Annotated in this window: 9 protein-coding genes and 3 pseudogenes; 9 read left to right on the forward strand and 3 right to left on the reverse strand. The window is 68.1% G+C overall.

From position 1 onward, the window contains the following. The first annotated feature begins 99 nt into the window (after positions 1-99). The 5 genes and pseudogenes from G4Q83_RS19685 to G4Q83_RS24985 all read left to right on the forward strand — a co-directional run. Positions 100-1,287, forward strand: coding sequence for an efflux RND transporter periplasmic adaptor subunit (locus G4Q83_RS19685; protein WP_484621045.1), 1,188 nt, complete (start codon positions 100-102; stop codon positions 1,285-1,287). Positions 1,288-1,296: 9 nt separating this feature from the next. Then, on the forward strand, positions 1,297-4,425 hold the full coding sequence (locus G4Q83_RS19690) for an efflux RND transporter permease subunit (RefSeq protein WP_128421362.1): 3,129 nt from the start codon (positions 1,297-1,299) through the stop codon (positions 4,423-4,425). Further along, a complete protein-coding gene (locus G4Q83_RS19695; protein WP_128421363.1) occupies positions 4,422-5,855 on the forward strand; it encodes an efflux transporter outer membrane subunit in 1,434 nt (477 codons plus the stop codon). The genes G4Q83_RS19690 and G4Q83_RS19695 overlap by 4 nt, the downstream gene beginning before the upstream one ends. A gap of 160 nt (positions 5,856-6,015) precedes the next feature. Further along, positions 6,016-6,814: pseudogene (locus tag G4Q83_RS19700) on the forward strand (IS5 family transposase). A 79-nt stretch (positions 6,815-6,893) separates the two neighbouring features. Next, a pseudogene (locus tag G4Q83_RS24985) lies at positions 6,894-7,115 on the forward strand (transposase); the annotation flags it as partial. A gap of 253 nt (positions 7,116-7,368) precedes the next feature. Here the strand turns inward: G4Q83_RS24985 and mnmG are convergent. Together mnmG and G4Q83_RS19715 are read right to left on the reverse strand one after the other, a co-directional pair. Then, a complete protein-coding gene (gene mnmG, locus G4Q83_RS19710; RefSeq protein ID WP_128420455.1) occupies positions 7,369-9,258 on the reverse strand; it encodes a tRNA uridine-5-carboxymethylaminomethyl(34) synthesis enzyme MnmG in 1,890 nt (629 codons plus the stop codon). Between the two features lie 501 nt (positions 9,259-9,759). Then, entirely contained in the window at positions 9,760-10,254 is a 495-nt protein-coding gene (locus G4Q83_RS19715) for a hypothetical protein (RefSeq protein WP_128420454.1), read from the reverse strand. Between the two features lie 165 nt (positions 10,255-10,419). Between G4Q83_RS19715 and G4Q83_RS19720 the strand changes: the two genes are divergently transcribed. From G4Q83_RS19720 to G4Q83_RS19735, 4 genes and pseudogenes are all read left to right on the forward strand, one after another. Further along, positions 10,420-11,379, forward strand: a complete 960-nt coding sequence (locus G4Q83_RS19720) for a pyridoxal-phosphate dependent enzyme (protein ID WP_128420453.1) — start codon at positions 10,420-10,422, stop codon at positions 11,377-11,379. Then, positions 11,376-11,972, forward strand: coding sequence for a YdcF family protein (locus G4Q83_RS19725; protein WP_246432179.1), 597 nt, complete (start codon positions 11,376-11,378; stop codon positions 11,970-11,972). The genes G4Q83_RS19720 and G4Q83_RS19725 overlap by 4 nt, the downstream gene beginning before the upstream one ends. Positions 11,973-12,023: 51 nt before the next feature. Continuing rightward, positions 12,024-12,426, forward strand: a pseudogene (locus G4Q83_RS19730) (nuclear transport factor 2 family protein). A gap of 179 nt (positions 12,427-12,605) precedes the next feature. Continuing rightward, complete coding sequence (locus G4Q83_RS19735) at positions 12,606-13,565, forward strand: IS5 family transposase (RefSeq protein WP_246432180.1); 960 nt, start codon at positions 12,606-12,608, stop codon at positions 13,563-13,565. A gap of 270 nt (positions 13,566-13,835) precedes the next feature. On the opposite strand, the gene rpoH is transcribed toward G4Q83_RS19735, so the two are convergent. Beyond that, a complete protein-coding gene (rpoH, locus tag G4Q83_RS19740) occupies positions 13,836-14,714 on the reverse strand; it encodes an RNA polymerase sigma factor RpoH (protein WP_128420450.1) in 879 nt (292 codons plus the stop codon). Positions 14,715-14,791: the final 77 nt, after the last annotated feature.

The raw sequence follows: 14,791 nt of genomic DNA on the forward strand, positions 1-14,791 counted from the left end.
GCTGACTGCCGTTTTCGTGCGAATGTATCGCGGTAATGCATTTCGTGTAGCGTTGCGCACGTCGGTCCTCCCTCCCGCCCCCCTTCGATTTCGACGCTCATGTTCGATGCCTTCGCCGCGCCTCGTTGTTTCATGCCCTGTGGATCCATTGTTGTCTCTCTGGCGATGGCGACAGGGTGTTCGCCCACCGCGCAAGCGCCGTCGCCGATCAAGGTCGGCACCATCGCGGTGAGCGCGCAGGCCTTGCCGGTGCAGCAGACCTTGCCCGGGCGCATCGTCGCCTACGAGGTCTCCGACGTTCGCCCGCAGGTCAACGGTCTGGTGCGCAAGCGACTGTTCACCGAGGGCCAGGAGGTCGCGGCCGGGCAGGTGCTCTACCAGATCGATCCGGCGTCGTACCAGGCCGCCTACGACACCGCCCGCGGACAGCTCGCGCAGACCCAGGCCGCGGTGCTCGCCGCGCGTCCCAAGGCCGAGCGCTACCGCACCCTGGTCGGCCTGGATGCGGCCAGCAAACAGGATGCCGACGACGCGATGGCCGCCTTGAAGGAAGCCGAGGCCAACGTGGTGGCGGCACAGGCGTCGTTGCAGGCGGCGCGCATCAATCTCGACTACACCCGGGTGACGGCGCCGATCTCCGGCACCATCGGCACCTCGGCCTACACCGCCGGTGCGCTGGTGACCGCGCAACAGGACGCGGCGCTGACCAAGATCCAGCGCCTGGACCCGATCTACCTGGACGTGACCCAGTCCAGCACGCAGCTGCTGTCGTTGCGCCAGCAGCTCGACGCCGGCCGCATCCAGGCCACCGACGGCAAGGTGGCGGTGCGGGTGCGGCTGGAGGACGGCAGCGTCTATCCGCATCCCGGCACGCTGCAGTTCGTGGGAACATCGGTCGATCCCGGCACCGGCGGTGTGACCCTGCGCGTGGTCGTTCCCAATCCGCAGCACCTGCTGCTGCCCGGCATGTACCTGCGCGCGCTGCTGCCGGTGGCCAGCGACCCGAGCGCGATTCTGGTGCCGCAGCAGGCGGTGACCCGCGACAGCAAGGGCGAGCCGCTGGTGAAGCTGCTCGACGCGCACAATCGGGTCGTGGAGCGCCGTATCCGCACCGGCGATACCGTGGGCCACGATTGGGTGGTGGAGGCCGGACTGAAGCCGGGCGAGCGGCTGATCGTGGTCAACGGCAGTCGCGCCGAGATCGGCAAGCCCGTCACGCCGTACGCGGTCAGCGCAGCGCAGCTCGCGGCCGCGTCGGCGGTGCCGGGCGACGCCCAGGCCGACTGAGGAGCTGCCATGTCGCGTTTCTTCGTCAACCACCCGGTGGTGGCCTGGGTCATGGCCATCGCCGTCGTCCTGGTCGGCATGCTGGCCATCCATGCGCTGCCGGTCGAGCGTTATCCGCACATGGCGCCGCCGACCATCACCGTGCGCGCCACCTACATCGGCGCCTCGGCGCAGACCGTGGAGAACACCGTCACCCAGCTGATCGAGCAGTCGCAGCAGAGCCTGGATCACCTGCTGTACATAACCTCGACCAGCGCCTCGGACGGTACCGCGCAGGTCAACCTGGTGTTCGAGACCGGCACCAATGCCGACACCGCGCAGGTGCAGGTGCAGAACCAGCTGCAGTCGGTGATGTCGCTGCTGCCGCAGGCGGTGCAGCAGAACGGCCTGGTCATCACCAAGTCCAGCGGCTCGCTGTTCGAGGTGGTGGCGTTCACCTCCGACGACGACGGCATGGACAACTTCGATGTCGCCAACTACATGGAATCGAACATCGACGACCAGATCAGCCGCGTCAGCGGCGTGGGCAACATCCAGCCGATGGGGTCCGAGTACGCCATGCGCATCTGGCTGGATCCGGAGAAGTTGCGCAAGTACGCGCTGATGCCCTCGGACGTGGAGAACGCGCTGCAGTCGCAGAACACCGACGTGTCGGCCGGCGAGATCGGCGGCCAGCCGGCTCTGCGCGGGCAGCGCCTGGATGCGACCGTGACCACGCGCAGCCGCCTGCATACGCCGGCGCAGTTTGGCGCGATCGTGCTCAAGAGCGGTCCCGGCGGCGCGGCGGTGCACCTGTCCGACGTGGCCAAGATCGGCCTGGGCCCGGAAACCTACGACAGCATCACCCGCTTCAACGGCAAGCCGTCGGCCTCGCTCGGCATCGAGCTGAACGCCGACGCCAACGCGGTGGAAACGTCCAAAGCGATCGACGCGCGCCTGCAGGAGCTCAAGCCATACTGGCCGCACGGCTACAACTACCACATCGCCTTCAGCACCACGCCGTTCGTGACCACCTCGATCAAGGAAGTGGTCATCACCCTGATCGAAGCGGTGCTGCTGGTGGTGGCGGTGATGTACCTGTTCCTGCAGAACTGGCGCGCCACGCTGGTCCCGACCATCGCGGTGCCGGTGGTGCTGATGGGTACCTTCGGCGTGCTGGCCGCGTTCGGCTACTCGATCAACACCCTGACCATGTTCGCGATGGTGCTGGCGATCGGCCTGCTGGTGGACGACGCCATCGTGGTGGTGGAGAACGTGGAGCGGGTCATGGGCCAGGAAGGGCTGCCGCCGAAGGAGGCGACGCTGCGCTCGATGCAGCAGATCGGCGGCGCGCTGGTCGGCATCGCGCTGGTGCTGACCGCGGTGTTCGTGCCGATGGCCTTCTTCAACGGCGTCACCGGAGTGATCTACCGGCAGTTCTCCATCACCATCGCCGCCTCGATGATCCTGTCGGTGCTGGTGGCGATGACCCTGACCCCGGCGCTGTGCGCGACCATCCTCAAGCCGCTGCACCGGGGCGAGGCGCCGACCGGTTCGCACGGTCGCCTCGGCTGGTTCTTCATCTGGTTCAACACGCGCTTCCACCACCTGTCCGAACGCTACCGCGCGCTGGTCGAGCGGGTGCTGGGCCGGCGCGCGCTGGGCCTGCTCGCCTACGCGCTGCTGCTGGGCGTCACCGGCGTGCTGCTGTGGCGCCTGCCCGGCGCCTTCCTGCCCGACGAGGACGAGGGCATGCTCAACGTGCTGGTCAAGCTGCCGGCCGGCTCCACCCTGGAGCAGACCCTGGCGGTGACCGACCGCCTGACCAAAGCCGCGCTGCACGAGCCGGGCGTGCGCTCGGTGCTGTCCTCGGCCGGCTTCAGCGTGACCGGCGCTGGCCAGAACGTCGGCATGGCCTTCGTCCGCCTCAAGGACTGGGACGACCGCGAAGACGACGCCGACGCCATCGCCGCGCATCTCAACAAGGCCTTGGCCGACGTGCCCGACGCAGAGCTGTTCGTGACCTCGCCGCCGGCCATCACCGGCTTGGGCGACGCCTCCGGCTTCACCTTCGAGCTGTTGGATTACGAAGGCCTCGGCCACGCCGCTCTGGTGGGCGCACGCGACAAGCTGCTGCGCCTGGCCGGGCACGATCCCAAGCTCCGGGACGTGCGCTACGCCAGCCTGGAGGACGCGCCGGTCTACGCGGTCAAGATCGACGACGACAAAGCCCAGGCGCTGGGCGTGGAGCCAGGCGACATCAACGCCACGCTCAACAGTGCGCTCGGCGGCGACTTCGTCAACAACTTCATCTACAAGGGCCGCATCAAGAAGGTGTACGTGCAGGGCGACGCCGATGCGCGCATGGTGCCGCAGGATCTGCAGCGCTGGACGGTGCGCAACGCCAGCGGGAACATGGTGCCGATGTCCGCCTTCACCACCTCGCACTGGACCAGCGCGCCGGCCGCGCTGGAGCGCTACAACGGCGTGTCGGCGATGGAGCTCACCGGCCAGGCGGTGTCGGGCGTCAGCTCCGGCGCGGCGATGGACGCCATGGCCGAACTGAGCAAGCAGTTGCCGCATGGCTTCGGCTATGCATGGTCGGACATGGCCTACCAGGAGAAGCTGTCGGCCAACCAGGCGCCGGCGCTGTACGCGATCTCGCTGCTGTTCGTGTTCCTGTGCCTGGTGGCGCTGTACGAAAGCTGGGCGATCCCGTTCGCGGTGATGCTGGCGGTGCCGGTGGGCGTGTTCGGCGCGGTATTGCTGATGACCCTGCGCGGCCTGCAGAACGACGTGTATTTCCAGGTCGGCCTGCTGACCACGGTCGGCCTGGCGGCCAAGAACGGCATCCTGATCGTCGAGTTCGCGCGCGAGCTGGAGCGCCGTGGCGAAAGCCTGCTGGCCGCCACCCTGCACGCGATGCAGATGCGCCTGCGGCCGATCCTGATGACCTCGCTGGCGTTCCTGCTCGGCGTGCTGCCGCTGGTGTTCAGTCACGGCGCCGGCTCGGCCGCGCGCCACTCACTGGGCACCGGCGTGACCGGCGGTACGCTGGCCTCGATCACCCTGGGCCTGTTCTTCGTGCCCTTGTTCTATGTCATCGTGCGCAGGCTGTTTCCTGGGCCCGCCCGCCCGCCGTTGGAGGCCAACTCATGAGCGCGCGTTCGCAACGCTCGCTTGCCTTGGCCTGCTGCGCGGCGCTGGCCGGCTGCAGCATGGCCCCGCGCTATGCGCGCCCGGCCGCGCCGGTGCCGCAGAAGTTCGGCAACGCGGCCATCGCCACGCCTGGCGCCGGCGACGCGCTGCCGGACTGGCACGCGGTGTTCCTGGATCCGCGGCTGCGCCAGGTCATCGCGTTGGGCCTGGACAACAATCGCGACCTGCGCGTGGCCATGCTCGACATCGACAAGGCGCGCGCGCAGTACCGGATCCAGCGCGCGGCGCTGGCGCCGTCGGTGGATGCCGGCGCCAGCAGCAGCCGCCAGCGAACCAGCGCCAGCGCCAGCGCCACCGGCACCGCGCAGATCGGCAGCAGCGACACGCTGCAGGTCGGCATCAGCAGCTGGGAGCTGGACCTGTTCGGGCGCGTGCGCAGCCTGAAGGACGAAGCGCTGGAAACCTGGCTGGCCAGCGGCGAGACGCAACGCGGCGTGCGCCTGAGCCTGATCGGCGAGATCGCCGACGACTGGCTCGCGGTCGGCGCCGACCAGCAACTGCTGGCCCTGGCGCAGCAGACCCTGGAAAGCCAGGAGCAGACGCTGCGCCGCAGCCGCGACCAGCACGACAACGGCATCGGCTCTGGCCTGGACCTGGCGCAGATCCAGAGCAGCGTGGAAGCGGCGCGGGTCGATGTGGCGCGCGACGCGACCCAGCTCGCCCAGGCCCGCGATGCGCTGCAACTGGTGGTCGGCGCGCCGGTGGACGCGGCCTTGCTGGCCGGCGCCGATGCGGTCGACGGCAGCGTGGCGCTGGCGCCGGTGCCGGCGCAGCTGGATGCCACGGTGCTGCTGCAGCGCCCCGACGTGCTCGCCGCCGAGCATGCGCTGAAGGCGGCCAACGCCGACATCGGTGCGGCGCGCGCGGCGTTCTTCCCGGCCCTGACCCTGACCGCATCCACCGGGCGCGGCAGCGACGCGCTGTCCACGCTGTTCTCGGCCGGCGCGCGGACCTGGTCGTTCGTGCCCAACCTCACCGCGCCGATCTTCCATGCCGGTGCGCTGAAGGCCTCGCTGGACGTGTCCAGGATCGGCAAGGACATCGCCGTGGCGCAATACGAGAAGGCCATCCAGAGCGCCTTCGGCGACGTCGCCGACGCGCTGGCGCAGCGCGATCACATCGACGCGCAGCTCACCGCGCAACAGGCGCTGGTGGAGGCGACGCGGCGCAGCCATACGCTGGCCGAGGCGCGCTACCGCGCCGGCGTGGACGACTACCTGCAGGTGCTGGACGCGCAGCGTTCGCTGTACGCCGCGCAGCGGGATCTGATCGGCTTGCGGCTGCAGGACGACAGCAACCGGGTCGCGCTGTACACGGCGCTCGGCGGCGGCGCGGATGCGGGCGCGGCAGGTCCCGCCGTCGACCATTGAACGCAGCGCGTCGGCCCAGCGAAGGTGCCGGCGCATCTTCGATCCAGCCGATGCCACTTGTGGGAGCGACTTCAGGGCAACGCTGAAAATCCCCCTGCTTTGGCGTCATAGGGTGTAAGAACCTGTTCACGATCTTTCCCGGGTAGTGCAAACTCTGCGGATGCGCACAAAGACGTATCCGAGTGCCATGAGCCGGGAGCGGTTCGAGCAGATCCGCCCCATTCTGGAGCAGGCGCGCAAGCGTACCAAGCCACGGACCGTGGATCTGTAGGACGTGTGGTGCGCGGTGCTGTACCTGCTGCGCACCGGCTGTCAGTGGCCAGCGCTGCCCAGCGACTTCCCGAAGTGGCGCACCGTGCACTGCTACTTTGCCAAGTGGAGCGAACCAGACGATGAAGGAGTGAGCCTGCTGGAGCGGGCGCTCAAGAAATCAGGTTGGCGCGGCCCGCCAGGGACAGGGGCGCAACGCTTGCAGCACGTTCTTGATCGTGGACGCACAGAGCGTGAAGAACACGGACACGGCCGGCCAGAAGGGTTATGACGCGGGCAAGAAGGTCTCGGGGATCAAGCGTCGCATCGCCGTCGATACCCAAGGCCTGCCGCATGCGGTCGCGGTGACGACGGCGGAAGTGACCGACCGCAAAGGCGCGCTCCAATCCCTGGATCGTTGCAAGCCGAACCTGGGACACGTGCAAAGCCTGTTGTGCGATAGCGGCTATACCGGAGAACCGTTCGCCGAAGGCGTACGAGAGATCCTGGGCAAGCAAGTCACGGTGCAGATCGCCAAACGCAGCGAACTGCACACCTTCAAGGTCATGCCCAAGCGCTGGAGCGTCGAACGCAGCTTTGCGTGGCTGGAAAAGAACCGAAGGCTATGGAAGAACTGCGAGCGCAAGCTCAACACCAGCTTGCAGTTCATCCACCTGGCATGCCTGACACTACTACTCAAAAGATCGTGAACAGGTTCTAAGAAGACAGCCGAGACCCTGCGATGATCAGCTGTTGGCCGCACACGAGCGCGAGTCCAAGCGCCAACAGATGGGCGATCCGCCGGCGCTGCTGTCGTGCCATATCGATCGTGCGGCGCCCGCCAAGGCGGTGGACGCGAAACTATCCTGGGGGACGGGTTCGCGTGGCGGCCGTCCCGCCTGGCCGACGGTGGCGATGATCAAGCTGCTGCTGTTGCAGCCGTCGTACAACCTCTCTGACAATGCACTGGAGTACCAGGTGCCGGATCGGCGTAGCTTCCAGCGGTTCCTTGGGCTGGAACACAGCGGCAAGGTTCCCGACGCCAAGACGGTCTGGGTGTGGCGTGAGCGGCTCAAGGCGAAGGACCTGATGGGCGACATCAGCGCAGCAGTGAGTCTGCAGTTGCAGCAGGCCGGGTTCATTGCCCATGGCGGCCAGATCATAGGAAGGCCCAGCCCGAGGAGGTGGGGCAGCAGCTGTCGAGAAAACGCGTCAAATGCCTGCAAGGCTACCGCTGTCGGCCGATATGCCGTAGCGGCGCCGCTCACGCCACTCGGCTGCGCCGCGCGCGTTCCAGGTGCACCAGCAGCAGCGAGATCGCCGCCGGGGTCATGCCGGGGATGCGCTGCGCCTGGCCAACGGTCTGCGGGCGCACCCGTTGCAGTTTCTGCTGCACCTCGGCCGACAGCCCGCGCACCTGCGCGTAGTCGAAGGCCTTCGGGATCGGCGTGTCCTCGTGGCGTTGCTGGCGCGCGATCTCCTCGCGCTGGCGGTCCAGGTAGCCGGCGTACTTGATGCCGATCTCCACCTGCTCGGCGACCTGCGCGTCGTCCACGCCCGGACCCAGCGCCGGCACCCGCATCAGCGCGGCATAGTCCAGTTCCGGGCGCTTGATCAGGTCCAGCACGTTGGTCTCGCGGCTGACCGCCACGCCCAGCGTCGCCGCGACCTCGCGGCCCAGCGCGTTGCCCGGCGTGGCCCACAACGCGCGCAGCCGTTCGTTTTCGCGCGCCACCGCGTCCTGCTTGGCCTGGAACCGCGCCCAGCGCGCCTCGCCGACCAGGCCCAGGTCGTGGCCGATGCCGGTCAGGCGCGCGTCGGCGTTGTCCTCGCGCAGCTGCAGCCGGTACTCGGCGCGGCTGGTGAACATGCGGTACGGCTCGGTGGTGCCGTGGGTGATCAGGTCGTCGATCAGCACGCCGATGTAGGCCTGGTCGCGGCGCGGCGACCACGGCGCCAGACCGCGCGCCTGGCGGGCGGCGTTGAGCCCGGCGACCAGGCCCTGCGCGGCGGCCTCCTCGTAGCCGGTGGTGCCGTTGATCTGGCCGGCGAAGAACAGCCCGGCCATCGCCTTGGTCTCCAGCGAGGCCTTGAGCCCGCGCGGGTCGAAGAAGTCGTACTCGATGGCGTAGCCGGGGCGGGTGATGTGCGCCCGCTCGAAGCCGCGGATCGAGCGCACCAGCGCCAGCTGTACGTCGAACGGCAGCGAGGTGGAGATCCCGTTGGGGTAGATCTCGACCACATCCAGCCCTTCCGGCTCGACGAAGATCTGGTGGCTGGCCTTGTCGGCGAAGCGCACCACCTTGTCCTCGATCGACGGGCAGTAGCGCGGGCCGATGCCCTCGATCTGCCCGGTGTACAGCGGCGAGCGGTCCAGCGCGCCGCGGATGATCTCGTGGGTGCGCTCGGTGGTATGGGTGATCCAGCAGGAGACCTGGCGCGGATGCTCGGCGAGGTCGCCGAGGAAGGACATCACCGGCAGCGGATCGTCGCCGGGCTGCTGCTGCATCGCCGCGTAGTCCAGGCTGCGCCCGTCGATGCGCGGCGGGGTGCCGGTCTTGAGCCGGTCCACGCCGAAGCGGCCTTCGCGCAGCGTGTGCGCCAGCGCGGTGGCCGGCGGGTCGCCGGCGCGGCCGCCGGCGTACTGGGTCTGGCCGATGTGGATCTTGCCGGCCAGGAAGGTGCCGGCGGTCAGCACCACCGCGGCCGCCTCGAAGCGCAGGCCGGTCTGGGCGACCACGCCGCGCACGCGCTCGCCGTCCACGATCAGGTCGTCGACCGCGGCCTGGAACAGGCTCAGGCCCGGCTGCGCCTCGACCAGGCGGCGGATCGCGCTGCGGTACAGGCTGCGGTCGGCCTGGCAGCGGGTGGCGCGCACCGCCGGTCCCTTGGACGCGTTGAGCGTACGCCACTGGATGCCGGCCAGATCGGCGGCATGCGCCATCGCCCCGCCCAGCGCATCGATCTCCTTGACCAGGTGGCCTTTGCCGATGCCGCCGATGGCCGGATTACAGCTCATCGCGCCGACCGTCTCGACGTTGTGGGTCAGCAGCAGGGTGTGGGCACCGGCGCGCGCGGACGCCAGCGCCGCCTCGGTGCCGGCATGGCCGCCGCCGATCACGATGACGTCGTAGCGGTAGAAGGAATCGCTCATCGCGTCCTCGTCAACCGGACCGCGGGGACCGAGCTGGGCGCGCGCGGGCCGCGCGCGCCGGAAAACGTTAATTTCAGGGTTTGTATCACAGTTTTCGGATCCCGCGCTCAAGTTGGCATGCAATCTGCGGATATCCCTACTGCACCCAACGTGGCATTGCGTCAGGGGCGTATGACTGGAATTGGAACAGGGGCCAGTCACGCGCACGTTGGGGAAGCAGAGGGCCGGTAGTCGGGGGACTGCCGGCCCTTTTTTTTATGCCCGCGATCCGGATCCCGCGCCAGCAACCACAGGGCCCAAACGGGAAAAGCCCCGGCGAATCGGGGCTTTTCGTTTTAGGCGCCGACGCCCGACAGGGCCGGAACAGGGGGGATCCAGATTTCCCTGTCGGACATCGACATAAACGGGTGGGGCAAAACCTTTCTGGTCATAAAGCGACGCAGGCGGTCATCCCGTGCGACCTAGAGTGCGTCTTGTGCCTGCGTAAAATCAAGCACTTTCTTAGAGTTCCAGTGTGCGCCTCGTCGCATTGCCACGCCCCAGATTGCCGGGCCGGGGCGCAGCTGGACCCGGCGTTGCGGCGGGGCGCGGTTGCATCGACTGCGGGCGCGGACCGGCGTTGGCAGCATCGGGACGGCGCAACCGGTCCATGTCGCGCCACGGCGACTTGACCCGGTCGCGGTCACCGATGACTGGCGGCGGCGGGCGGTCCGGCGGGCGGCCGTTGTCGTCCGGCCGTGGCCGTGGCGGCGGACGGGGGCGCGGCGGCGCGTAGTAGTCACGATAGTACGGGCCGCCATAGCCGTAGCCATAGTAGCCGGCGCCATAGCCGTAGGGCACGGCGCCGTAAGGCGCGTAGTAGCCGGCCGGATACCGGTACTCGACCGACGGCGAGCCGCGGTAGTAACCACCCTGACCGCTGCCGGCATAGTCGTAGGTGGCGCAGCCGCCCAGTGTGGCCAGCAGTCCAGCGACCCAGATCAGGCGCATGTTCATGGCGATTCCTCTCCCGGAGGCTGACCGACAGGTTCGGCGCATTGCATTGAATGCCCCCTTAACTCGTTTCGTCGTTGATTGAACACTTAAGTGACGCGCAACGGCTGCGATGCGCCGGCGGTCGGCGGCTGCGTGCGCCTGGGACGATACGTTAACCTTTCACGCATGTCCCTATCTTCACTGCCCGTTTTCGCCGATGTGACGGCGGCGGCCGCGCGCATCGCGCCGCACGCCCAGGCGACCCCGGTCCTGCGCTCGCAGGTGCTGGACGCATTGTCCGGGGCGGCGCTGCACTTCAAGGCCGAGCACCTGCAGCGCGGCGGCGCGTTCAAGTTCCGCGGCGCCTGCAATGCGGTGTGGGCGCTGGGCGAGGCGCAGGCCGCGCGCGGCGTGATCACCCATTCCTCCGGCAACCACGGCGCTGCGCTGGCGCAGGCCGCGCGCACCCGCGGCATCGGCTGCCACGTGGTGCTCCCGGAAGGGGCGGTCGCGCCCAAGCTGGCCAGTATCGTCCGCCATGGCGCCACCCTGTGGCGTTGCGATGCCAGCATCGCGGCGCGCGAGGCGATGTGCGCGCAGGTGCAGCAGCAGACCGGCGCGACCCTGGTGCATCCGTATGCCGATCCGGCGGTGATCGCCGGCCAGGGCACCGCGGCGCTGGAACTGCTCGGCGCCAGCGGGTCGCTGGACCTGCTGGTGGTGCCGGTCGGCGGCGGCGGCCTGGCCGCCGGCACCCGCCTGGCGCTGTCGGCGCTGGCGCCGCAGGCGCAGTTGCTGCTCGCCGAGCCGGCCGGCGCCGCCGATACGGCGTGCGCACTGGCGGCCGGCGCGCGGCGCCTGGAGTTCGTCCCCGACACGCTGTGCGATGGTCTGCGCGGCACCCTGGGCGCGCCCAATTTCGCGCTGCTGCATGGCCACGCCGAGGCAATCGTGGTCGACGACGCCGCGACCGTGGCGGCGATGCGGCTGCTGTGGCAGGTGCTCAAGCAACTGGTGGAACCCTCCTCGGCGATCGCGCTGGCGGCGGTGCTGGCGCAGCCCGAGCGCGTCGCCGGGCGCCGGGTTGGGGTGATCCTGTCCGGCGGCAACGTCGACCTCGACGCCTTGCCGTGGGGTGCGGCTTGACACCGCGGCGACGCCGTGGCTGGCTGGGCTGGCTCGGCGCGGTGCTGGGCCTGTGGCTGCTGGGCGTGACGATCTACATCGTCTGGGTCGGCGACCGCGACCAGGCGGCGTCGGCCGACGCGATCATCGTGCTCGGCGCGGCCGCCTACGACGCCAAGCCCTCGCCGGTGTTCGAGGAGCGCATCCGCCACGGCCTGGACCTGTACCGGCGCGGTTACGCGCCGACCCTGATCTTCACCGGCGGCTTCGGCGGCAACGGCGCGCGTTTCGCCGAGTCGCAGGTGGCGCGTCGCTACGCGCTGCGCCACGCCGTGCCGGACGACGCGATCCTGGTCGAGACCGTTTCGCGCACCACCCGCCAGAACCTGATCGAGGCGCGCCGGCTGATGCGCGCCCACGGCCTGCACCGGGCGATCGTGGTCAGTGATCCGCTGCACATGGCGCGCGCGCTGCGGCTGTGCCGGGAACTGCGGATCGACGGGCTGGCGTCCTCGACCCCCAGCACCCGCTTCCGCAGCTTCCAGACCCGCTGGCGCTTCCTGCTGCAGGAGATCTATTTCTTCCACCGCGACCTGGTGGCGCCGGGCGCCTGAGCGGCGCGGGCGCCGTATCATGGGTGCCCCGTCTGGCGTGAGATGGTGGCGATGAAGATCGACGGGGCCGGTGAGCAAGGCCGTGCCATCGAACTGGTGCTGTCCTACTACGATGCGTTCGACCGCGGCGACTGGGCGGCCATGCTCGACAAGCTCAGCGACGCGGTGGCGCACGACCTCAACCAGGGCGCGCGCGATCGGCGGCAAGGACAGCTTCCCCGCGTTCCTGCAGCGGATGAACGCCAGCCACCGCGAGCAGCTGCGCGACATCGCGATGCTGGGCGGCTGCGCCGCCGCCGAGTATGCGGTGCACGGCGAGCACCAGCCTGCCGCCGGCGCGCGGGCAGACCTATGTGTCGCCGCGCGGGGCGTTCTTCGACATCCGCGACGGCAAGATCGTGCGGGTCAGCAACTATGCAACCTGCAGGACTGGATCGCCCAGCTCTCGGCCTGAGCGGCGGCGCACGGCGCGATGGTCGAGCGTGGGGCGGTCCGCAGCGCTTTCGACGCGCTGCTACCGCTAGTGTTCTGTCCCTGTAACAACTTTAGGGCACCTCTAAAAACCCCTGCCCCCTGTCAAAATCCACCTGAGCCGAGGAACGCGATGCCAAGCGAGCGCAGATGAATGACCCGATGGCGCTGTTGTCGCGGCACATCGACTTTACCGGGATTGCCAGAGCGGTGGATGCGAAATTGGGACTTGGCGCGAAGGCCAAGGGCGGTCGCCCGGCGTGGCCGGCGGAAGGGATGATGAGGGTATTGCTGCTGCAGCAGCTGTACAAGTTTTTCCGACGATGCGCTGGAGGGCCGGTTGCTGATCGGCGCAGCTTCATGCGGTTTATCGGCCTGGAGAACAGCGGCAAGGTGCCGGACGCCAAGACGACCTGGGTGTGGCGCGAACGCCTGAAGGAGAGGGCGGCGATGGGCGACAGCAGCGCGGCGATTGGCGGGCAGTTGGCACGAGCCGGTGACATCGCCGGCGGCGGTCAGGTCATCGACGCGAGCATCGTTAGCGCGCCGATCCAGCGCGACACACGCGAAGAGAACGAGCGCCTCAAGCAGGGTGAAGTTCCGCAGGATTGGAGCGATGCCCGGCGTACGCAAAAAGACGTGGATGCGCGCTGGACAAGCAGGCACGGCAAGTCGTTTTACGGCGACAAGCCTCACGCCAACACGAATCGGCGCTGGGGCTTGGTCCGTGTGCATGAGGTGAGCGGCGCGAACGTGCACGACAGCCAGCACTTCGAGGATTTGATCGAGGAGGCCAACACGGCACGGGGGATCCGAGCCGACAGCGCGCACGCTCACAAGGAGCGCGACGCCAGGCTGAAGGCCGCCGGCGATCGCGTGGACATCCACCAACAGGGGGTTGGCGGCAAGTCACTGTCCGAAGCGCGACAGCGTCGCAACCATCGCATTGCGAAGGATCGGGCATTCGTCGAGCACGCCTTGGCACGATTGGCGCAACAAGGCGGCAAGTGTTTGCGCACGATGGGGTTGGCACGGGCGAAGGGGGCGATCGGCTTGAAGGTCGCCAGCCACAACCTGATGCGCCTGGCGCGGCTGCAGGAAGCCGGAGCCATGCCTGCATGAGCGCGTGGCATGCCCAGATCGCGGTTGCCACCGCCGATCAAGGCGGCGATGGCTGCCGAAAGTTCCGTGCCGGGGCGAATCAACCCGCGTTGCGAGCCGAAAATTCATCAGGACGCATCAAAGGGTGGGGGTGTTCAGGCGCCCTTATTTCTATTGATCATCCTTTCCCCCAGAACCCATCAAGTCGCGCTTGCAAAAAAAGGCCCCTATTTCAATAAAGGCCTTTTTTAGGGTTCTTCTCCCAACCGAGTAGAACAGTACTGCAGTTGCTCACGCCACGAACAATGCCTTCATCTTCTTCAGCGCGCTGGCTTCGATCTGGCGAATGCGTTCGGCGGACACGCCGTACTCGTCGGCCAGCTCCTGCAGCGTGATCTTGCTGTCCGCGTCCAGCCAGCGGCGCTTGACGATGTCGCGCGACCGCGCATCGAGTTCGGCCAGACCTTCGCGCAGCAGCTGCAACTGGTTGTCCTCGCTGTCGGCGCGCTCATAGACCTGCGAAGGGTCTTCCTCGTTGGCCATCAGGTAGGCGGATGGCGACGGCGGGGCATGATCGTCGCCCTCGTCGGACGGCGCATCGAAGCCGATGTCGCGCCCGGACAGACGCGACTCCATCTCCAACACCTCGCGCTCGGACACGTTGAGGTCCTTGGCGACCGTGCTCACCTCCGCCGCGTTCATCCAGCCCAGGCGGGTCTTGGACTTGCGCAGGTTGAAGAACAGCTTGCGCTGCGCCTTGGTCGTGGCGACCTTGACGATGCGCCAGTTCTTCAGGATGTATTCGTGCATCTCGGCACGGATCCAGTGCACCGCAAAGCTGACCAGACGCACGCCCATTTCCGGGTCGAAGCGCTTGACCGCCTTCATCAGGCCGATGTTGCCTTCCTGGATCAGGTCGCCCAGCGGCAGGCCGTAGCCGTTGTAGCCGCGGGCGACATGGACCACGAAGCGCAGGTGGGAATGGACCAGTTCACGGGCCGCATCCAGGTCTTCCTGGTCGCGGTAGCGCATCGCCAGCTCGCGTTCCTCGTCGGACGTCAGCACCGGAATCTGGTGCACGGCGCCGATGTAGGCATCCAGCGAACCGAGCGGACTGGGGATCGGGAGGTTGTTGGCCACCAGCGCGGTGGCAGGGATGGTCTGGGTCATAGGGGCTCATCTTAGCAGTCAACTAACTGGACTGCTGGGTACAGTAAAAAGTTCCTGTGTTCCGTTAATGGAACATT

The sequence above is a fragment of the Xanthomonas theicola genome, from assembly GCF_014236795.1.
Lineage (GTDB): Bacteria > Pseudomonadota > Gammaproteobacteria > Xanthomonadales > Xanthomonadaceae > Xanthomonas_A > Xanthomonas_A theicola.